This window comes from Muriicola jejuensis (genome assembly GCF_010671595.1).
Classification (GTDB): domain Bacteria; phylum Bacteroidota; class Bacteroidia; order Flavobacteriales; family Flavobacteriaceae; genus Muriicola; species Muriicola jejuensis.
Map to the genome: position 1 here is coordinate 215,174 of NZ_JAABOP010000001.1, position 21,318 is coordinate 236,491.

General features: G+C 48.1%; 20 protein-coding genes and 1 tRNA gene. 13 read left to right on the forward strand and 8 right to left on the reverse strand.

The features are described from left to right. Positions 1–5: 5 nt before the first annotated feature. The gene (locus tag GWK09_RS00960) at positions 6–977 is read right to left on the reverse strand and encodes an FKBP-type peptidyl-prolyl cis-trans isomerase (RefSeq protein ID WP_163691154.1); all 972 of its coding nucleotides are present in this window, start codon (positions 975–977) and stop codon (positions 6–8) included. 151 nt (positions 978–1,128) lie between these two features. On the opposite strand from GWK09_RS00960, the gene GWK09_RS00965 reads away from it, so the two are divergent. Genes GWK09_RS00965 through GWK09_RS00980 form a run of 4 tightly spaced genes read left to right on the forward strand, consistent with a single transcriptional unit; the run spans position 1,129 to position 3,434 of the window. Then, on the forward strand, positions 1,129–1,929 hold the full coding sequence (locus GWK09_RS00965) for a hypothetical protein (protein WP_163691155.1): 801 nt from the start codon (positions 1,129–1,131) through the stop codon (positions 1,927–1,929). A 55-nt stretch (positions 1,930–1,984) separates the two neighbouring features. Continuing rightward, positions 1,985–2,356: an RNA-binding S4 domain-containing protein gene (locus tag GWK09_RS00970; protein WP_163691156.1), complete on the forward strand. Its 372-nt coding sequence runs from the start codon at positions 1,985–1,987 to the stop codon at positions 2,354–2,356. After that, positions 2,343–2,933, forward strand: a complete 591-nt coding sequence (locus GWK09_RS00975) for a methyltransferase domain-containing protein (protein ID WP_163691157.1) — start codon at positions 2,343–2,345, stop codon at positions 2,931–2,933. Before GWK09_RS00970 ends, GWK09_RS00975 begins: the two co-directional genes overlap by 14 nt. A gap of 3 nt (positions 2,934–2,936) precedes the next feature. Then, complete coding sequence (locus GWK09_RS00980; RefSeq protein ID WP_163691158.1) at positions 2,937–3,434, forward strand: phosphoribosyltransferase family protein; 498 nt, start codon at positions 2,937–2,939, stop codon at positions 3,432–3,434. Here GWK09_RS00980 and GWK09_RS00985 read toward each other — a convergent pair. Next, positions 3,426–3,941 carry a shikimate kinase gene (locus GWK09_RS00985; RefSeq protein ID WP_163691159.1) on the reverse strand — a complete coding sequence of 172 codons (516 nt, stop codon included), beginning with the start codon at positions 3,939–3,941 and terminating at the stop codon, positions 3,426–3,428. The two genes, GWK09_RS00980 and GWK09_RS00985, sit on opposite strands and share 9 nt — an antisense overlap. A 157-nt stretch (positions 3,942–4,098) precedes the next feature. Between GWK09_RS00985 and GWK09_RS00990 the strand changes: the two genes are divergently transcribed. From GWK09_RS00990 to GWK09_RS01000, 3 genes are all read left to right on the forward strand, one after another. Next, positions 4,099–4,171, forward strand: a tRNA-Lys gene (locus GWK09_RS00990). Between the two features lie 884 nt (positions 4,172–5,055). After that, positions 5,056–5,562 carry a hypothetical protein gene (locus GWK09_RS00995; protein ID WP_163691160.1) on the forward strand — a complete coding sequence of 169 codons (507 nt, stop codon included), beginning with the start codon at positions 5,056–5,058 and terminating at the stop codon, positions 5,560–5,562. A 10-nt stretch (positions 5,563–5,572) separates the two neighbouring features. Continuing rightward, positions 5,573–5,947: a GerW family sporulation protein gene (locus GWK09_RS01000; RefSeq protein WP_163691161.1), complete on the forward strand. Its 375-nt coding sequence runs from the start codon at positions 5,573–5,575 to the stop codon at positions 5,945–5,947. Positions 5,948–6,010: 63 nt separating this feature from the next. On the opposite strand, the gene GWK09_RS01005 is transcribed toward GWK09_RS01000, so the two are convergent. Then, positions 6,011–6,574, reverse strand: coding sequence for a hypothetical protein (locus GWK09_RS01005; RefSeq protein ID WP_163691162.1), 564 nt, complete (start codon positions 6,572–6,574; stop codon positions 6,011–6,013). Between the two features lie 245 nt (positions 6,575–6,819). Here GWK09_RS01005 and galK point away from each other — a divergent pair, with 245 nt between their 5' ends. The 4 genes from galK to GWK09_RS01025 all read left to right on the forward strand — a co-directional run bounded on the left by galK (position 6,820) and on the right by GWK09_RS01025 (position 11,116). Then, positions 6,820–7,968 (forward strand): galactokinase, encoded by a 1,149-nt coding sequence (gene galK, locus GWK09_RS01010; protein ID WP_163691163.1) that lies wholly within the window; start codon positions 6,820–6,822, stop codon positions 7,966–7,968. A 333-nt stretch (positions 7,969–8,301) separates the two neighbouring features. Then, a complete protein-coding gene (locus tag GWK09_RS01015; RefSeq protein WP_163691164.1) occupies positions 8,302–9,378 on the forward strand; it encodes an NAD(P) transhydrogenase subunit alpha in 1,077 nt (358 codons plus the stop codon). 19 nt (positions 9,379–9,397) lie between these two features. After that, entirely contained in the window at positions 9,398–9,709 is a 312-nt protein-coding gene (locus GWK09_RS01020; RefSeq protein WP_163691165.1) for an NAD(P) transhydrogenase subunit alpha, read from the forward strand. Further along, positions 9,710–11,116, forward strand: a complete 1,407-nt coding sequence (locus GWK09_RS01025) for an NAD(P)(+) transhydrogenase (Re/Si-specific) subunit beta (RefSeq protein ID WP_163691166.1) — start codon at positions 9,710–9,712, stop codon at positions 11,114–11,116. Positions 11,117–11,122: 6 nt separating this feature from the next. Here GWK09_RS01025 and GWK09_RS01030 read toward each other — a convergent pair whose 3' ends face one another. From GWK09_RS01030 to GWK09_RS01045, 4 genes are all read right to left on the reverse strand, one after another. Beyond that, positions 11,123–12,613 (reverse strand): carbon-nitrogen hydrolase family protein, encoded by a 1,491-nt coding sequence (locus GWK09_RS01030; RefSeq protein WP_204260385.1) that lies wholly within the window; start codon positions 12,611–12,613, stop codon positions 11,123–11,125. 96 nt (positions 12,614–12,709) lie between these two features. Continuing rightward, positions 12,710–13,768, reverse strand: coding sequence for a mandelate racemase/muconate lactonizing enzyme family protein (locus tag GWK09_RS01035; RefSeq protein WP_163691168.1), 1,059 nt, complete (start codon positions 13,766–13,768; stop codon positions 12,710–12,712). Then, entirely contained in the window at positions 13,768–14,568 is an 801-nt protein-coding gene (locus GWK09_RS01040) for a creatininase family protein (RefSeq protein WP_163691169.1), read from the reverse strand. The genes GWK09_RS01035 and GWK09_RS01040 overlap by 1 nt, the downstream gene beginning before the upstream one ends. After that, positions 14,549–16,075: a hypothetical protein gene (locus GWK09_RS01045; RefSeq protein WP_163691170.1), complete on the reverse strand. Its 1,527-nt coding sequence runs from the start codon at positions 16,073–16,075 to the stop codon at positions 14,549–14,551. The genes GWK09_RS01040 and GWK09_RS01045 overlap by 20 nt, the downstream gene beginning before the upstream one ends. A gap of 227 nt (positions 16,076–16,302) precedes the next feature. Here GWK09_RS01045 and GWK09_RS01050 point away from each other — a divergent pair, with 227 nt between their 5' ends. Both GWK09_RS01050 and GWK09_RS01055 read left to right on the forward strand, forming a co-directional pair. Next, positions 16,303–17,220: a serine hydrolase gene (locus GWK09_RS01050; RefSeq protein ID WP_163691171.1), complete on the forward strand. Its 918-nt coding sequence runs from the start codon at positions 16,303–16,305 to the stop codon at positions 17,218–17,220. A gap of 18 nt (positions 17,221–17,238) precedes the next feature. Beyond that, on the forward strand, positions 17,239–20,061 hold the full coding sequence (locus tag GWK09_RS01055) for an Npt1/Npt2 family nucleotide transporter (RefSeq protein ID WP_163691172.1): 2,823 nt from the start codon (positions 17,239–17,241) through the stop codon (positions 20,059–20,061). Here GWK09_RS01055 and GWK09_RS01060 read toward each other — a convergent pair. Next, positions 20,055–21,317, reverse strand: a complete 1,263-nt coding sequence (locus GWK09_RS01060; protein WP_163691173.1) for a serine hydrolase — start codon at positions 21,315–21,317, stop codon at positions 20,055–20,057. The two genes, GWK09_RS01055 and GWK09_RS01060, sit on opposite strands and share 7 nt — an antisense overlap. Between the last annotated feature and the right edge of the window lies 1 nt (position 21,318).

The window sequence follows — 21,318 nt, forward strand, 5'->3', positions numbered from 1 at the left end:
TCATGCTAATTATTTGGATTTCTTTTAATATCAGGATCCAAATAATCAGGTATGCCATCGTTGTTTGAATCAGGATAAGGCAGTATGATATTTCCATCCGCATCTGAAATCTCGGTTCTGGTAAGAACCCCATCACCATCATCATCAGGATCCTGATAATCTGCCACCAGATTTGACCTCGAATTACGTTCGCTCTCTGCATCCGTATTATCGTCAGGAAGATATCCGTTTTGATTCACATCTTCTAAGATGGATGGTATTCCATCCTGGTCATGATCGGTTTTTTTAACCGTAAGAAGGTTTATTTCAAATATGAGTGGGCTGTAAAACGGTATCCCTGTTGGGGATTGATTAAAATAAGCTAAACCCGAAGGCATAAAAATTAGGCCTGCACCAAAGTCTTCTACCAGATAAGAACCATCGCTTGGTTGTTCACTCGCAATCATACCAGATTTAAAAAAGGTTAGTCCTTCCGCAAACCCCCTTGCCCCTTGCTGAGGAAACTGCAAACGGGGTAAATCAAACCAAGCTCCTGTTGAAGATGCATCAAATGAAATTCCATTAAGCAGTCTTCCCTGGTATCTCACAAAAACTGAATCAGCAATCGTTGGACTCTCCCCTACTCCTTCTTGTCCTTCTAGAACTAAATAATACAACTTATGCGGAACATCAACTTCTTCATCATTCAGGAGAAACTGAATGGAAGACACATTAATCACTTTTGAGGATACTTGTGACAATAAAGGGGTCTTACCTGCATTGTCTCCTGCAATGGTATCAAGAATAAAATTTATCCGTCCATTTGGGCCATTCTCGATCTCATAGAAATGAGTCGCCAGATATTCAGTCAATTCCGCATCATCAATGATAACTTGATCTACCAATTTTTCAGGTGGCACTTTTGTAACATCATTATCATCGTTCCCACATGAAATCATCAGTAAAATCAGAAAAGGAAGGGCAAAATACTTAAGCATAAAAACATCTATTTTGTGCGCGAAAGATACGATTTATAAGGCTTTTATCATTGGTTAATGAAAATAATTGATTTAACGTATAATTAACAAAGTCGTCGATTTATATTGTAGGAATTTATCTACATTTAATTGGATTCCAAAATTATTGAACATGAGAAAAACACTTATACTCTTCGCCCTTGCAGGTATTTATTCCTGCTCAGATTCTGATTCAAGTTCTCCAGATATAGAGCTAATAAAAATCGAAAAAATCAATTATCAATTTGCTGGGGATAACTATTCTGTCAGCTTCGAAGTTAACCGAAATGGAGACTATCAGGCAATTAAGGATGAAGCTTTTCAGAAAGTTAATGACATTATTGACGCAAATGAGAAGTTAGTTTTTCATCTTGAAGATAAATCGAATATTATGCTGTTCAAATCGAATGAAGAACTAGAAAAATATCTGGAAAATTTAGGAAGACCATTAACCAAATTAAACAGTAACGAATCGAAGGCAAGTTCACCCTATGAATGTTTGAATCTTGAATTATTTTATGATTCCTACCTCGGCGATAATAAAAGGATCCATTGGTACGGTTATAACACCTCATTGGGGCAGCCAAATTCATACTGTATAATTTTGTCAAACTGTTGGTTCCCTAGCTCCGATAATGTGAACAGACTGAAGAATTTTGCAACTACCACTAATTGGACCATTTCGTCTTCCGGTCCCGTTATTTGCGCCTCGAATCAGCCAATTGGAAATAATCCTAATGACAAACTGAGTTCAGTTATTGTAAGAAATGTATTTGCTCAGTTTTATGAAAATGCAAACTATGGTGGAAAATCCTTTACAATGGATGCCAGATATGGCACAAAGGTTCAAGTGAACAACAGATTGAAAAGTCTTAGATTTGGCACTTTTGGCAATTGGGATGACAGAGTCAGTTCTGTCAGACTTTCTTTTTAAAACAACAAATATTAGCTAACTTAGAATCCTTGGGAGTATTCTCAAGGATTTTTATATGCGCATAGACAAGTACCTTTGGTGTACCCGTTATTACAAGACCCGAAACCAGGCTACCGAGGCCTGCAAAAAGGGACATGTAAAGGTCAATGGACAGAATGCCAAGCCTTCCAGAGAGGTCTTTCCCACAGATAAAATTACGCTGCGAAAAAATCAGGTCGACTTCCAACTAACGGTCCTGGAAATACCGGAGAGCCGGGTAGGCGCGAAGATCGTCGGACTGTACAGGGAGGATACGACTCCCGCGGAAGCCCTGCAACATCAGGAGGTGCAGAGGCTTGCACAAGCCTATTACAGGAAAAAGGGAACCGGAAGGCCCACGAAAAAGGACCGAAGGAATATTGACGATTATCTGGATGAAGGGGACTAAGGAATACTGGGATGAGCGGTATCGCAACCGCAAAATGGGTTGGGACATCGGGGAGGTTTCCAGACCCCTCAAAGAATTTATTGACCAGTTACCCTCTACAGAACTCCAGATCCTGGTACCAGGAGCGGGAAATGGATACGAGGTGAGTTACCTTTACGAAAAAGGTGTTAGCCATGTTTACGGGCTGGATATCAGCGAGGTGCCTCTTGCCAATTTCAGAAAGGCCAATCCCAACTTTCCGGAAGAACAGCTGCTCCTCTCAGATTTCTTCAGCCTGGAGGGTATGAAATTCGATCTTATCCTGGAACAGACCTTCTTTTGTGCCCTGGAACCGAATTTAAGAGAGAAATACGCCCAAAAAATGCAGTCCCTTCTCAGGGACGATGGCATACTGGCAGGATTGCTTTTCGATTTTCCCCTGGAGGAAGGAGGACCGCCCTATGGCGGAAACAGGGAGGACTACCGGAACCTCTTCTCCAGATATTTCAGCATACGAAAACTGGAAAAGGCGTACAATTCAATTCCTCCGAGACAAGGAAGTGAACTCTTTTTTATCTTTGAAAAGAAAACCACCTGAAACATGGAGAACAAGATCCTGAACCACGAACAAATTCAGCACATCATCAGGCGAATCGCCTACCAGATCTACGAGGTAAACGCAGAGGAAAAACGGATCATTCTCGCAGGGATCACCGGGGGAGGGCTCTCTTTTGCCAAGAAACTCCAACGTATCTTGAATGAGATCACCGAGATGGAGATCGTCCTGTGTCAGGTCACCATGGACAAGTCGAATCCACTGCACAGTGGTGTTACCACCTCTCTGGAACCCTCGAAGTATAAGAATTCTTCAATCGTACTCGTGGATGATGTACTGAATTCCGGTTCTACCCTTATCTACGGCGTACACCATTTCCTGAAAACCCCGCTTAAGAGGCTGAAGACCGCTGTCCTCGTAAACCGGAATCACAAGAAATATCCGGTGAAGGCCGACTTTAAAGGGATCTCCCTTTCCACTTCCCTGCAGGAACACGTTCACGTACGTTTCGAGGCGAAGAAGGACCGCGTATTTCTAGATTAATTTTTTTGTGATCTCAAGGACGACCTCATCCACGGACCTCCCGTCACAGTGGATGGTATGATGTGCCCTTGAGTAGAAAGGACGTCTTTCAAACAGGTGTTTCCCGATGAATTCCTGCAGGTCTGCGTGCTGTAGATGGCTGATCAAAGGCCTGTGATGCTTTTCGGCCAAAAGGCGGTTCGTGAGTGAGAAAACAGATAATTGCAGGTAGAATATCTGGGCCGTTGTGGCAAGAAGCAGATCCATATTCCCGGAGTAACAAGGCGTTCCCCCACCTGTGGACAAGACGAACGCTTCCTTTGATCTCAGTATCTCCCGGAGAAACTCGTGCTCCTTCTTCCTGAAGAAGATTTCCCCTTTCTCCTTAAAGATCTCGGGGATGTCCATGCCGAGTTCCTTCTCGATCTGATCGTCCAAATCGAGGAAAGGAAGACCCAGTCGAGCTGCGAGGGCCTTCCCCACGACCGATTTACCACTTCCCATATACCCTGTCAGGACGATCTTCATAATTCTGTTTGGCAAAAATGAAGCAATTGAATACGAATTCAAAGAATTCTTAAAATTATCCTTAATTCGACTTGAAAAATAGATTATTGATATTATATTTGCACCCTCTTAAAGGGTCCCCTTCAGGGGATCCCAAAAGACATTTTAATTTCATTTTGACCTGGTAGCTCAGTTGGTAGAGCATCTCCCTTTTAAGGAGAGGGTCCTGGGTTCGAGCCCCAGCCAGGTCACGATCAAGCGCAAAATCCTCGCCAGCACGGCGGGGATTTTTGTTTTCGGAGAAAGGCCAAGCTTGCTTGAGCCTTTTAAAGAGAACAAAAATCCGGCAAGCGAAGCTTGCAGCGGATTCTGCATTTGCAGCATGGGATCGCTGGGTCAGGCGAGTGAAACGAGCCAACCCCAGCCAACAGTGAAAATTCAAGATCCCAAGTGAAGCCCGAGCTAGCTCGAGGATTTCGAACGAAATAAAAACCGAACAGCCTGCGAATGCAGGCTGGGTTTTGCTCTTGCAACATGGGATCGCTGGGTCCAACGAGCGAAGCGAAGTTAACCACAGCATTTCTAATACTTCAGAAATAATTGCAAGAAAGCCAGCGCACCGGCTGGCTCCTCGCTGCAGAAGGTCCACCGGACCTTCCGCTTGACGCTCGGCCCGGGTCCAACGAGCAAAGCGAGTTGACCACAGCCTTGTTTTGAAATTCCAATTTCCAAAGAAAACTAAACTCACTCAAGACACTCGAACGAAATAAAAACCCCAAAGCCTGCGAAAGCGGGCTGGGATTTGCTCTTGCAACACGGGATCGCTGGGGCAGGCGAGTGAAACGAGCCTGCCTGCCGGCAGGCAGGCCAACCCCAGCCGGAAAATCCAAATAACAAATTCCAAATTCGCCGGTTACCGCCAGTCTCCAGACTGGTGGTACCATTCACCCCAAAATTCCGCTGTGCGAAGTTTGCAACTTCGCACTCTTAAGAGGTCCGTTATCATTGGATTTACCACGAAGTGACACACTTCGCGGAGCACTTAAAAATCCAAAATATTTCCTGAAAAATTGAGGGGTATGACTTATATCATTGTATCTGGGTTTTATATGGTCTTCCTTTGCAAAAATGAGTCATGGGCCCTGTAATCGTTACCGTTATACTGGTCCTGGTTCTGGTTCTGATCGGATTGTTGTTCGCCCCAATTGATATTTACCTAGACACCAGAAGCAACAACTATTACGCTGAAATAAAGGGACTTGTGAAGGCCAGCGTCGAGGCCGATAAGCTCGAGATCTTGAGAATCCGGGTAAAGGTGCCCTTCAGACAATTTTATTTCTACCCCTTAAAACCCAGGCGTAAGAAAACCGGCAAAAAACCAAGTGAAAAGAAAGGACGTAAACACTGGAACAGGTTTGCTCCTAAAACCATATGGAGGGTATTGAGATCCTTCGAGATCAAAAAATGGGAACTCGACCTGGATACAGGGGATTGTATCACCAATGCGAAGTTATATCCCCTGTTTGCCCTTTTAAATTACCGTTCAGGCGGGTTTCACGTCAATTTTGAAGGAAGGAATCATGCCGTACTCATGGTGCGGAACAGACCTGTTAGCCTCATAAAATCATTTTTTAACCTCTAAATTCTATACCATGGAATTACATTTTGAAGAATTACTAGCAAGCATCACAGACTTTATAAAGTCTGAGGCCAAAACAGAAACCGTTGTCGGAGAACAGTTCAAACTGGGTGAATTTATCTGTGTACCTGTTATCAAAGTCGGACTTGGCTTTGGTTCCGGTGGCGCAGAAGGCACCGAATCCAAAAAAGGCAAAGGCCAGGGAATGGGCGCCGGAGCCGGTATGGGCATTGAACCCATCGGATTCCTCGTCACCAAAGGAGAAGAGATCAGTTTCCTGGAAGCAACTAAAGCTCACGGACTCGCAGCTGCTTTCGAAAAAGTTCCCGAACTAATCGAACATCTCGCTGAAAACCGCCGCAAAGAAAAAGAAGCGGAATTGGTTTAATCCTTTGAATGGAACAAAAAAAAGGCACCCGATCGGGTGCCTTTTAAATGATTAACGGTTCTATTACTGGGCAAAACTATTCACCAGCTTGCCGACCGTCCTTTTTTGCCTTTTTAACAGATCCGTCAACGGCTTAAAGAAACTGGCCAGGGAATAAGGCTCAAAATCGAATCGCAGGATCAATGGTTTCTTATCCTCTGCGTGTATTTCCAGACCGTTCCGAATCTCAAAATCCAGGTACTTTCTGCCAGACAATTTTTTCTCTGACTTGTCCTTCAGGATCAGGGTATTCCCGGATGTTCTCAGATAGAACCTGAGTTTAGTGTACTTACCGGGTTCCAGGTCAACGGCCGAATTTGTCTTGAGGTACAGACCTGTATGCGTGCCTTTGAGATTTACCTTGCTTGAATCATCAAAATCCTTGATGATATGCTCCTTGCCGGACTCATCGATCGCAGCGAAATTAGCAATGTTAAGGATCATTTCTGTAACGCCTTGTTCGGTAGCCATCTGATTCCTTAATAAGATTTTGATGGCATTGTATTCCGAGAGTTCCCAGATATCGCTCATCTTATAAGCAAACGGGTTCGTGTGGAATATGGTCGGATAATATGGGATCGTTTTCATAGTTGTAACAATTTAAAATTACACTGCAAATGTCCGGCGATCTTCTGAGGGGGAAAACAAGTATATTTCCCAATATATGTGCTATTTTAACCTTCAAGGAGCTATTATTTGTTAATTTATGTTAATATACCTTATTTGAACAGATTTTGTATCCTTAATTCCATTTCGAATGTTCACTTCATTGGGCTTCTGATGAGGTACTTTGTTGATTTTTCCGCACTTTTGAACACTCCGTATACTCAGTCATGGACAGAAATCTGATCGAAAGTGTTCGCACCTCCTTCCTTTCCCGATTTGGTGAGGAACCCGTCCTAATCTGGTCGCCAGGGCGTATAAACGTCATAGGGGAACACACGGATTACAACCAGGGTCTTGTTCTCCCGGCGGCCATTGATATGGGGATCGCGATGGCCCTTAAAATATCCAGAAAAGGCGCAGGGGAATGGGTAGCGGCCGACACGGAAGAGGTATATATTCCGGGAGCCTTTCAAGATATTCCTGAAAAAAGAGAAGGTTGGGCTGCCTATTTCCTCGGTATTTTACAGGAACTGCATAAAAGAGGCATACGCCCTGTAAATGTCCAACTAGTGTTCCGTGGAAACCTTCCATCCGGGGCTGGACTCTCCTCCTCTGCCGCCCTGGAGAACGCATTTATCTTTGGGTTGAACCAAGTTCTTGAACTCGGCCTAAGCGCCATGGAAATGGTAGAAATCTCCCACGCAGCCGAACAGAACTACGTGGGGGTGCGATGCGGGATCATGGACCAGTATGCAGGAATATTTGGCAGGGCCGGAAAGGCTATCTTCCTGGATTGCAAGTCCCTCCGGTCCGAAGCAATATCCATGCCTCTGACAGATTATCAATGGACCCTTTTAGATACGGGGGTTAAGCACCATCTGGCAGACAGTGCCTACAACGAAAGGAGAGAGACCTGTGAATCCATCGCGAGGAAATGCGGAGTTCGCTCTTTGCGGGAGGTGACTACTTCCATGCTGGATGCACTGCGGCCTGAAATCACTCCGGACGACTACCGCAAAGCTCTTTTCGTCCTGGAGGAAAACGCGAGGGTAATGCAAGCCGTCACCGCTATTCAGAATAATGATCTCTCAACCCTGGGAAGACTGCTTTATGAATCGCATAAAGGCTTAAAATACCAATATGAAGTAAGCTGTGAGGAACTCGACTTCCTGGTTGATCTGGCAGGGGAAAGAGGCGTTCAGGGAGCCCGTATGATGGGAGGCGGATTTGGGGGGTGCACACTGAATCTCGTTAAAAAGAAGGATGTACGCTCATTTATTGACAGTAGCATTGAACGGTATTCGGATCGATTCGGAAGCCCTTGTACACCCTATGAGATTAAGATCTCAGACGGATGTAATCTTTATCATTCGTAAAATGTTCAGTGAAATGACCAATATCATTGATTCCATATATCAATTCTCACGGCGTTAATAGGGCCTGATGATGAGGCCCAGAGGGCGGTCATAGGTAAAACAGTTGACCATCCGGTCGAGAAAGGCGACCACTTTGTTCCTAGGTCTAAAGTTCTTATTAAGGTTAATAAAAACCTTGATCTCTCATAATGATATCAATTTTGAAGATGCTTTACACCGGACGAAATCTTGACCCGATACAAAGGGACGATATCTTTTCCTGATAATATCTTAAGAGCTATTTCTGAAATTCGATTATTCTTCATAAATTAAGGGTCTTGATTACCTGACCGCATGACCATAGGAATCCTCAAGGAACCCAATGACAAAAGAGTGTCCCTGGTTCCAAGTACCCTTAAAAAATTCAAAGTAGAAAACGTGGAATTCTGGATCCAGGAAGGAGCCGGATCCCAGGCGAGTTATTTAGATGCCAAATATGAGAAATACGGTAAGGTAACGGACCGGGAGGATGTGCTCAAGAACGCAGATATCCTGGTGACCATCAATCCCATCCCTGCCGAAGAACTATCAAAAGTAAAAAAAGGAGCCTTGCTCGTCGCCGTATTTTCCCCTTTCCAGAACGAGAACCTTATAACCCGTATAAAAGAGTTGGGGCTTCAGGCCGCCAGCCTCGATATGATCCCCCGGACCACAATCGCCCAGACCATGGATATCCTGTCATCCATGGCATCGATCGCAGGGTATAGGGCCGTCCTGCTCGCAGCCACAGAACTTCCCGGGTTCTTCCCTATGATGATCACGGCCGCAGGGAGTATAAAACCCTGCAAGGTGCTGGTGCTCGGTGCCGGGGTGGCCGGTCTACAGGCCGTTGCCACTGCCAGGAGGCTCGGAGCCATCGTCGAGGCCTTTGATGTGAGAGCCGCCGCCAAGGAGGAAGTGGAGAGTCTGGGTGCCAAGTTCGTGGAAGTCCCGGGGGCCATCGATAAAAGAGATGCCGGAGGGTATGCCGTGGAACAGACCCCGGAATTCATGGCCAGGCAGCAGGAAGAAGTTCAGCTCAGGGCAGCGTCATCCGATGTGGTCATCACCACCGCCCAGATCCTGGGAAAGAAAGCCCCGATCCTGCTGACCAAAGAAACTGTGGAACGGATGAAACCGGGATCCATTGTTATAGACCTTGCAGCCTCTTCAGGTGGCAATTGTGAGCTCAGTCAGGACAAAAAGACCATCGTTCACAAAGGAGTGAAGATCATCGGCAACTCTCACCTCCCTTCGGACATGCCCAGGGATGCGAGTTACTTTTTCAGTAACAATGCCGCCAATTATCTGAAACTGATCATCAAGGATGGGAAATTGAATCTCGACCTCAACAATCAAATCATTGAAAAGACCCTGGTGACCAGGGATTAGATAAACGAATCTATCATATATGGAAAGTATTTTCCTCTTCCTGGATGAAAACCTATTGCTGATCTACCTCCTGATCTTTACCGTAATCCTAGGCTTTGAACTAATATCCAATGTTCCCACCATTTTACACACCCCGTTAATGTCGGGAGCGAACGCCATCAGTGGAGTGGTCATTATCGGGGCTATCCTGTTGATTCGCAATGCGGATCCGACAGACTATCTCACCCTGAGTCTGGGTGCCCTGGGGGTAGTCCTCGGCATGATCAATGTGGTCGGCGGATTTGCCGTGACTAACCGAATGCTCAAGATGTTCAATAAAAAGAAGAAGTAGATGCTCATTACAACCGTTAATATCTCCTATCTTCTCGGTGCCACGGCCTTTGTCATCGGGTTGCGGCAGATGAGTACCCCCGCTACCGCACGCAAAGGGAACCTTTTGGCCACTTTAGGCATGTCCATAGCTATTCTGGCGACCCTTTTCCTGCCGATCAATGGGGCAGACAATAACTATGTTTGGATCATGGGAGCCATGACCGTCGGCGGAATCATTGGGTATATAAGTGCCATCAAGATCGAAATGACGGCCATGCCTCAGATGGTCTCTGTCTTTAACGGCCTCGGAGGTGCCTGCGCTGTAGTCCTTGCCTATACGGAACTCTTTCAGCTTGCCGAAGGCGGGATTATAGCTTCTGAGGCACAGCTGCTCATCCTGCTGCTTACCCTGCTTATCGGGGCTGTAGCCTTTACGGGCAGTATGCTGGCCTATGGAAAACTTCAGGGACTGGTAGATGATCGCAAGGTCACCCTGCCCAGGCACAACCTGATCAACATGGCCATCCTGGCTTTGCTGGTCGTTCTTTACATATATGTCTATGTATCAGGGTCTCAACCCGGAATTATATGGATCACCGCCCTCCTTCTCCTTTCCCTGTTATACGGACTTTCTTTTGTCGCTCCCATCGGGGGAGCCGATATGCCCGTGGTCATCTCCCTGTTAAATGCCTTTACAGGTCTTTCTGCAGCTGCGGCAGGCCTGATCTACAGCAACAACATCATGATGGTCGGAGGTATCCTGGTGGGTTCTGCGGGGATCATCCTCACAGTGGTGATGTGCAAGGCCATGAACCGATCTCTGACCAACGTACTGGTCGGGGGATTCGGGGAGAACCATAAAAGCAAAAAAGAAAAAGGCGACAAACAGGTTGCCAAGGAGATCACCTGTGCCGACCTGGCCGTGCAGCTGTATTATTCCAATACTGTCATGGTGGTCCCGGGTTACGGCCTCGCGGTGGCCCAGGCCCAGAAAGTGGTCAAAAGAATGGACAATCTCCTATCCGCCAATGGGGTAGATGTGACCTACGCCATCCATCCGGTGGCCGGTCGGATGCCCGGCCACATGAATGTACTTCTCGCAGAAGCAGACGTGCCCTATCCCAAGTTGCTCGATATGGAGGATGCCAACGAGGCCATGCCCAATACGGACATGGTCATCGTCATCGGAGCCAATGACGTGGTAAACCCCGCGGCTTACGACGACCCGGCAAGTCCCGTATACGGGATGCCGGTGATTAATGTATGGGAGGCCAAGAACGTAGTAGTTTTGAAAAGGAGCATGAACCCTGGTTATGCAGGGATTCAGAACCAGCTTTTTTTCCACCACAAGACGCGCATGCTTTTTGGGGACGCCAAAACCACGCTCGAAGAACTGAATGACGAGATCAAATCACTGGAAGGTTGATCTCCCTCAGGATTTTTCTGTGCGCCTAAGATCAAAGATATCCTTCCTCCTGTCCCTTAAATTTCGCACCGCACCGAACTGGTTGAGCTCGCGCAACAGATCGATATCCACATCGGCGATGAGGATCATCTCCGTATTCGGGGTAGCTTCTGCTTTGATACCGTTGGTAGGAAAAGAAAAATCACAAGGGGTAAACACCATGGATTGCGCAAATTGTATGTCCATATTGTGGACGTTGGGCAGGTTACCCACACTTCCGGCAATAGCTACATAGCACTCGTTTTCTATGGCGCGCGCCTGTGCGCAATGACGAACCCTTGAATAGCCGTTCTGGGTGTCCGTAAGGAAGGGGATGAAAAGGATATCCATCCCGTCGTCTGCCAGGATCCGACTGAGTTCAGGGAATTCCGAATCGTAACAGATCAGCACGCCTATCTTCCCACAGTCCGTATCGAAAGTCCTGAGTCCGTTTCCGCCCTGCATTCCCCAGACCTTGGCCTCATCAGGGGTTACGTGTAATTTCTCATAGCGTTCCATACTCCCATCCCGGCGGCAGAGGTAACCTGCATTGACGAGTTTTCCGTCCTTCATTTCCGGCATGCTCCCGGTGATGATGTTGATGTTGTAGGAGATTGAGAACTCAGAGAACTTCTTGACGATGTCATCCGTGTGCTTGGCGAGCTCCCTGATGGCCTGGGATTCTCCAAGGTGATTGTTATCTGCCATCAGGGGAGCGTTGAAGAATTCCGGGAAAAGGGCAAAATCGGATCGGTAGCCCGAGACCGCATCGATGAAATACTCGGCCTGCTGCAACAGGTCATCGAGGTCCTTGTAGGGCCTCATCTGCCATTGGATAAGTCCAAGCCTGATTATTTTCTTTAATGGGGCCACCTTTTTAGTGGGTTTCTCATAATAGATATTATCCCATTCCATAAGCACGGCGAACTCACTAGACGCCTCATCCCCTTCGAGATATCCCTTGATGACCTTGGCCGGGTGGAAATCATTTGAGATCTGAAAGTTCAGAACAGGATCCTGTATCTCCTTCCTGCGGACCTTCTGAATGTATTCCTTGGGAGAGAGCGTATCGGCATACTTGTGGTAGTTAGGCATCCTGCCTCCGAAGGCCACTCCTTTGAGATTCAGGCGTTCGCTGAGATCCTTGCGGTAATCATAGAGCCTTCTACCCAGCCTAAGACCCCTGAACTCGGGTTTGATAAAGACATCGATCCCATAAAGCATATCCCCGTCCATGGTATGCGTACTAAAAGTGTAATTTCCCGTAACCTCCCTGTAGGTATGGTTCACATCGAACTGACTGTAGTCCACAATAATGGAAAGGGCACACCCTGCAAGTTCCCCATTGATCTTCATTACCACCTGTCCCTCGGGAAAGAGGTCAATAAGTTTCTCGATGTGGTGTTCGCGCCAGTAGGCATTGGGCATGGAGGTATAGGCCTCAATCATAGCCTTTTTAAGTTCCTGGTAATCGTCCATGCTCAGGTACGCCAGTTCAATATTTTCAATCTCTATCACGTTCTTTTTTTTTGGTGATACAAAAATAAGGCTTATTTCTCTCTTTGACTGTAAAGGCTATTCCACGAACCCAAGACCAGGGATACGCGAGGGATAGAGGATCCCGTCCTGCAGCCTGAAAAGTCCCTGAAACGGGTCATTCTCCAGATCGAGATGCCCATCGAGGTCTGCGAAATGCACATTGGGCCTGGAGAGTGCGAAATGGAGTCCGGCCGAGATCCCCAGGGCGCATTCATCCAGACAGCCCACCATGGCCTCGAGTCCGGCCGATTTCGCTACTGAGTTGATGTGCATCCCTTCCAGGATCCCCCCCACCTTCATCAGTTTTATATTGACCATATCGATCAGGTCATGCTGGGCCAGCCTGAAAGCGTCGTCCAGGGTTTTCAGGCTTTCATCGGCCATCACGGGTATCCCCACGGCATGGGTCACTTCCCCCAGAATGTGATCGGTCTTTGTTTTGGTCGGTTGTTCGAAGATCTGTATCCCTACCTCCTGGGTGGCCGTTACAAAAGCGATGGAATCCTCCACGCTGTATCCCTGGTTACCGTCGAACCTGAACACTGTTTCGGGAAACTCTTCCCGCAGCCGGATCATCCTCTCTATATCCTCTTCTAAATTGATGCCCCCTTTGATCTTCAGGATCCTAAAACCCCGTCCGGAGTATTCCCTGGCCATGGTAAGGGTATCCTGCAAACCCAGAATCCCGATGGTGATGCTGGTTTCAATGGAGTCCTGGTATCCTCCGAGATAGTGATACAAGGGTACACCTGCTTTTTTTGAGACCAGATCGAGCAAGGCCATATCCACCATGGCCCATACGGAAGGGTTATCCGGGCAAAGGGATTTGAGCTCCTCCAGGATCCTGGTATAGTTAAAAGGAGAACGGCCTTTGAGGAATGGAAGTAAGAACCATTCGATCGCCTGCTGGGCGCTTTCGGGCGTCTCGCCGGTGACTTCCAGGTCTGGTGCCGCACACCCATAGCCAACATGCTTGCCATCCGTTTCGAGCTTCAAAATAAAATTACTCGCCCTGGTAACCGTTTCATACGCAATGGTGTATGGGACGGAGAGGGATAGGTCTAACCGTTCGTAGGAAACGCGGGTTATTTTCATCAGTACCGCTTTTGATAGAGGTCGTCCAGGGAAGAATGCTGGATAGACTCCACAAAGCTCACCATATGGTGGATCATGAGCTCCCACATTTTTTTGCCTTTCTCCGCCGTAGCCTTGGTGGCATCACCCATTACCCCGCTCTCAGACAGCTTGTTGGTCCGCACATACCAGTTTACCCCTTGATCACTGTCGAAATCGAGATATTTACTGCCGAATTCCAGGGTCTGGTTCACGGCCTTGTCCATTTGCACCACCTCAGGCCTGATGGCCAGGGTCGTACTGGTCTCCAGCTCACCTGCATGGATGTCATTGGGAGTTTCCACCAGATTGTAAAGGGCCACGTCACTGGTCTCACCCGTATCCACACAGACGAAGATCTTGGCATCCCTGTTGATCATCTGGGCAGCGTAGTGCAGGGTAGGCGCATTGTCTCCGTGCCCGTTGAGGATTATGATCTTTTTGATACCGTTCTTGGCCAGACTCATCCCCAGGTCATAGACAAAACGGGATAAGGCATCATTGGTGACGCTGAGAGTTCCTTTGAAGTCTTCGTGGTGGTAAGACACCCCGAAAGGGATCGGGGGCAGCACTAGGGGTTTGGGATCCGCGCAAGCCTCGGCCACTTTAGAAGCCATATATTTGGCATCAAAATAGTCTATATCTACGGGCAGGTGTGGACCGTGTTGTTCAATGGCCCCACAGGGCAATATGGCGGTGTCTACGATCTTCAGGTATTCTTCGATCTCAGGCCAGGTCATCTCTTCCCACAAAAATGTGGATTTACGTTGTTTTGTGCTCATCGCTTTTCCTTAAAAAATAAGGCTGATCAAGGAAAGCCTTATCGGGTGTAAAAGTATGCCATTTCCTGTCATGGAGTCGTACACATCCTTCAGAATATTTTGTGTAGATCTCGAGGAGTGGCTCCCGGATGTGCAGGGGTAAGTCCTCGAGCTTGCTCCGCTCCCGGTCGAACCTCAGGGAAACGATTTCCCTGTGTTCTCTGCCCAATTTTCTGGTGTGCTCATTGTCTGAGAGCAACCCTTTTGAGAGCAGCAGGTGATAGAGATGGGCCGCATCGCTACCCAGTTGTTTCACCCCTCTTTTCTCCAGTGCCAGGAGCCCCTTTTTTATCTGTTCATCCGTATATCCGCACCTTCGCGGATCTTCCTCAAGGGCCATGAGCATGCCGATGATCCTCCTGCACTTCTCGCAATTCCCACAGGGCAACATCCGGCCATTCTCCTCGTGGGCTGCGTGGCAGGAGACCTGTTGAGCCTGCAGCCCGGGATACCTTTTCACCAGAATCTTCAGGATGAGCAATTCTGACAAGGGCCTGAGGACCGAGTACTGCCTGATGTTCCAACCTTTCCTGCTGTAGAATCGCGTCAGCGCATTGTCAAAATACTTGCTCTGATCGTACAAGCCGTTGTAATGGGATATCCCCTGGAAATTCCCTTTGACCGTGGTATCGTATTCATTCCCTATTAGGATGTTGCCCGCATTTCTCTTCAGGGCCACCGGCAGGGTACCAAAAAGGAAAACGGCCACAGTCCAGAGCCTGATCGGATAGATATCGGCCCTTATATTCTGGAAGTTCTCCTTTATGAACGGCATTTGTTTTACCATCCAGTTAAAGATACGGTCGCTGTTGCACCAGGGTTTGACCGTATTCGGTTCGATCTTTTCATAATGGTCATAGGCATTGACCGCCGTAAACCAATGCCTTCCGGATTCGTTGATGAATACGGGATGCGGGACACCGATCTCCCTGATAAGGCCATAGGTTAGCAGGCTGTCCTTGCCCCCACTGCTGAGGATCACGTATTCATCCTCTTTGGGGCTTCGCTCGGTGCGATTCAAGGAAAGATTAAAAAATGTATCCTCTTTAAAAACCAGGGAGGCCGCCGTATATCTGTGAAGATTCTCCACCGGTAAACGATCATAAGGGGGTTTTAGGAACTCGTTCCGACCATAGAATTTCAGGACGAGGATCTCCCGGGAGGTGTTTTCCATCATGTCCGTCAAAAAGCGTTTGTCTGCCTCGTCGAACAAGCCATCGAACACGATTTCCTCGAAGAACAACCCGTAGTTCAGGGCCACCTGGGCTACCATGAGGGATGCTAGATTGACATCAGCTGCTTTTTTTCGATCGAAATAAGGTGCATTGTAGGAATAAATGAGTTGATTGGAGACCGTTTCCCCATCTTTCTTTACGATGGTGTAGGTCGCTTTTACCCTGCGGGGTTCAACGGTAAGCTCATGGACCAGGAGTTTGTGGTAAACTACCAGGGATCGGATGCCTGTCATAAAAATTGTATAAGATAAACCGAACGGATCATCGGGAATGGATCCGTATCGCTGCTCAATTCTGCGGAATGCTTCATTAAAAATACCATAAATTTAACAGTATTGAAATACTATTTCCCGAATTACTCCATTTTATTGGGCCCCAAGGAGTAATCGCATCTAAAATATTAACACAGCACGAATGGGAAATTCAGATAATTTTACATCGTCAAACTAGTGAAATATACATGAACCTGAGATATTTATTTACCGCGCTTCTCTTTTTGTTTTGCAGCCTGCTTCCGGCCCAGAAGGAATTGCCGCTAAAAGTACCGAACGACCAAATTCGCCCGCTTAGGTCCCTGCTTGACACCTCCCTTCAGCGCAGCCTGGAAAACCAGATTCTGAAGAATCCGGAGTGGAAAAAACTGATCGAGACCAAGCGCATGGCTGTTGGCCTGGTGGACCTGCGCGACCCCGAAAACGTGAGGTTTGCGAGGATCAACGGCAACCACATGATGTATGCGGCCAGCTTGCCCAAGATCGCCATCCTACTGGCGGCCATGGATGCCATAGAAAAAGGGGAATTAAAAGAAACTGCAGAGGTGAAGAAGGATATGCGACTGATGATCAGCAAGTCAGACAACCAGGCTTCCACGCGAATGATAGACAGGGTAGGCTACGACAAGATAGAGGAGGTCATGACCAATCCCAAATACGAGTTTTACGATGAGGAAACCGGAGGGGGATTGTGGGTTGGCAAGCGCTATGGAGGAGGTGGAGACACCCACCGTGAACCGATTAAAAACCTCAGCCATGCGGCGTCCGTGACCCAGGTTTGCCGATTTTATTACCTCCTTGCCAACGGCAAGCTCGTAAACGAGGAAAGATCAGCACAAATGCTGGATATCATGGAAAATCCCGAACTGCACCATAAATTTGTCAACACCCTGGACGTCCTTGCCCCGGATGCCCGTATCTTCAGGAAATCAGGATCGTGGAGGAATTACCATTCCGATTCTGCCCTGGTGTGGGGGGTGGACAAGAACAGGCGTTACATCCTCGTAGCGCTCATAGATGATCCGAATGGGGAACAAATTATCCGCAGCCTCGTCCGACCCGTGGAAACTACCTTAAAAAATTTCAAGAATTACAGAAAAGGGTAAATTCGGGTAAAATTCTTCATGAAGCTGCAGGAAGTCTTAAAACGTACATTCAACATACAGGAAGGTGAATTCAGGATCGCCTTCCTGATGCAGTTGTACGTCTTTCTGATCATCACCAGCCTGCTGATCATCAAACCGACCGTAAACTCCTTGTTCCTATCGGAACTCGGCGTTGAAAGCCTGCCCATTGCCTTTCTTTGGGTGGCCCTGATCGCATACCTTAGTTCCTATCTCTATTCGAGGGCATTGAACCGGTTTTCCCTCCTCAAGGTGGTGAAGACCACGCTTTCGATCACGATCCTTATCCTGACCCTGCTGGTCATACTGCTCAAGTTCAACCTTTTGAATGCGTGGATGCTCTTCTTTTTTTATGTGTGGGTAGCCATACACGCCGTCCTATCCGCCTCGCAATTCTGGGTGCTGGCGAACCTGGTATTCAATCCCAGAGAGGCCAAGAGGCTCTTTGGATTCATAGGCTCCGGGGCCATACTCGGAGGGATCTTTGGGGGATACCTCACTTCCATCCTGGCACCCCTGATCGGCAACAACAACGTATTTATCCTGGCCATCGTCATCCTTTTCCTCTGTATTCCGCTCCTGGGAACCATCTGGCGCCTGAGGGTGGAAAAACTGAACCTGTTCAAGGTCAAAAAAAGGACGGGTTTAGATTCGGACAGACCGCTGAGGCTCATCAGGAATTCCAAGCACCTGACCTATTTAGCAAGTATTCTGGGGATCAGTGTGATCGTGGCCAAGCTGGTAGACTACCAGTTCAGCGATTTTGCTGCTGCAGCCATCCCGGACCCCGATGAACTCACCTCCTTCTTTGCCTTCTGGTTCTCCACCTTCAATTTGCTGTCTCTGGGAATACAGCTCTTTGTAACCCACCGGGTAGTAGGTGTCTGGGGTGTGGGCTTTTCCATGTTGATCTTACCCATGGGTATTCTGGTCGGTTCCGTCCTCTTCTTTTTCTTTCCCGAACTCGCCCTCATCGTTTTTGTGAAGGCAGTAGACGGCTCCTTCAAGCAATCGGTGAATAAGAGCGCTATGGAGCTCCTGGCCCTTCCCCTGCCGTTCGACCTGAAAAATAAGACCAAAACCTATATCGATGTGGTGGTGGATAGCCTGGCTACGGGCGTAGCAGGTTTCATCCTCGTATTCTTTGTACGGGGACTTTCAGCTCCTTCAGTTTATATTACCGGCATCGTCATCCTCCTCCTGATCCTTTGGGTGTACTTTGTATTCAAGGTCAGGGAAGAGTATTTCCAGACCTTTAGGGACAACCTGGCGATGGTACTGGAGTCTAAGACCCCCATCAAAAAACTGAACCTGAAGCGGAATTCGGTGGTTGATGGAATGAAGAAGGTGTTCGAAAACGGCTCCGAATCCCAGATCCTCTTTATGCTGAGCAAACTCAGGGAGATCAACGATCCCAGGTTCTTCCCGGAGGTGCAGAAGTTGCTCTCGCATCCCTCCCTCAAAGTGAGGACGGCCGCTATACAAAGCCTGTATTTCCTCAATGTGCATACCATGGTTACGGAAATTCCTCAATTACTCGCCTCTCAGGATGAAGATCTCATCACGGCCACCCTGGAATACGTACTGCTGCACTCCAATACCGATAAATCCAAGGTCTTTGATAAGTTCCTGGACCATGAGGACCCGAGGATCGCCAGGGCGGCTTTGTTCTGCCTGGCGCGCGAATCGAGGGACAATATTTCATTGCGGTCGCATTACCGCCTGAAGGAACGGATAGAGGCCCTCCTCTCCAAAACAGAGGAACCGCAGTGTTCTATAGAAGTGATCTCATCCGCCTTAAAGATCGCAGGTGTGGCCAACATACCGGAATTTTATCCACATCTTTCCCGGGCGCTGAAAAACGAGGATCCGGAAATACAGAAAGAAGCCATTGAAGCGACCGGCCTCAGCCTGTACCCTCCTTTTATAAAAGAACTTCTGCCCTTCCTCACAGATAAGACCCAGCGGCCCCTGGTCATTGAGGCCTATCTGGCATATGGGCAGTACCTTGCCCCTTACCTGATCGGGGTCATCCAAAACCGGGAAGCCCCTCTAACGCAATGCCGACTCATTCCTCTGGTGCTCAAACGCATGCCCTCCCAGCAAACGGTCAGCAGCCTGATGCTCCTGCTTGACGATCAGGATGTCACCATCAGACAGGAAGCGATCCGGGCCCTGAGTGACCTTAAAAGGGATTATCCCCAATACCGGTTCGACCACCTTAAAGTGGTGCGGAACATCCTGGAAGAATGCCGGATGTACCACCAATCCCTCTCGGCCCTGCACACGCAGATCATCATTTCCTATCGCAACCGCACAAAATCTAGGCAGGTGGTTACGGATGATGAGCGCAATGCCAGGTCGAGTTTGCTGGAATTGCTGGAAAGACGACTGGACGCGGGACTCGAAAGGATCTTTAAACTACTCGGTTTGCGATTTGGCACCCAGGACATAGACATCGCCTATGAGGGGATCCTAAGCGAGAAACAGGACGCCCAGGCACGGGCCATCGAATATCTGGATAATCTCCTTTACGGGGATCTCAGGAGGAAACTTATGCCTATCATAGAAAACACTATCCTGGATGTAAGCTCGGAAGAAGTTCAGCAGACCCTGCTTTCCAAGGTCCCTACCGAATACGAGTGCTTCCAGACCCTGTTGCAGGCCCATGACCACAAGATCAAGCTCGCAGTCCTATACCTCATAGGAGAGCAGAAGAATCCCAAATATCAACCTCTGGTTGAGATGATGCTCGGGAACGAAGATGAGCGTATCCGGGATTTTGCCGGGCAGATCCTCGGAAAATTGAAGGCAGTTCAATAAACCTTACGGATCGCCTTGTCTATGGCGGAGGCCAGATACAAATGGTCTGAAGCTGAATTCTTCCTGAGTACATTCGACATGAGCACCACCATATAGCGGCAGTTGTCAGGATGCTCCACGATGATCACTGAGTTCATATAATTCTGTACATTGCCTTCGTACTTCCCGCAGGGTTCACCCTTGGAACGATCGCATTTATAAAGGCTTCCCGATTTAAAATAGACTGCGGCATCCTTCAGGGACGGAGACTGTGCATAACGGATCCTTCGGTCCGTCATATACATCAGTCGTTTCATCTCCAGGGAAGAGGGCTCATCTACCACAACTCCCTGTTCCAACTGCAGCAGGAATTTCATCAGGCCCAGGGGAGTACCTATACTGCCCCCCTTATCACCCACATAGATATTTGCCCCTTTGGTAAAGAAACTGCCAAGACGCCATTCATCTGTTGTGATTCCCAGTGCACGCAAGGGAAGGTTGACTACGTCGTTGGCCAAATCGGTCAGTTCTTTTTTGGGGGTTTCCTTGAAGTAGGCCATGGCCTGCTCTTCTGTAAGTTCAGGATAATCCCGCCCGAAAGCCGCCATGAGCAGGGCTTCACGCCATACAATACTGGCAGCCCCGTTATTGCTGACAGACATCATATGGTCTGCCCATTCAAAGACAGTAAAAACGTCCGAGGCTATGACCTGGCGCTTGACCAGGGTTTTCTTCTCCAGATCGAAGATGGGGACGGTGTGTTCATCGGTGAGTCCCCATTGTCCGGCTTTGACAGATTTATTTCTAAGCAGGGCCAACCGATCCTCAAAGGAATCGGGGTAAATCTTCTGCAACTGTGTGAACAGGGCCACCAGTACGGCCAGTTTTCCCACGCTGCCCGGCTGGTAACCCAGGGTCTCATTTCGGTGAGCATACCTGAGTTTTTCAGGGTCAGAGATATCGAGTACACTCAGGGAATAGCTCTTGTCCATTCCCCTGAACAAGACGTTGATGTCCTTTTGCAATTGCTCGTCCTCGGTAAAAAACGTGGCAACGCTGTCGGCCCTGCGCGCGGAAAGGTTGAGATGGATATCCTCCCAGGATCTCATAGCGCCAGCTGGAAGTGGGCTGGTAGTCTTTAGTTCCCCCGCCTCAATGAGTTCAAGCCTTTTCAGGCGCTTGATCCCGGTTCGTTCATATCCGTCGATAGGATAGAAAAGAAGAAGGGCGATACTCGCAAAGACCGGGATCACAGTAATTTTTATGAACGTCTGCATA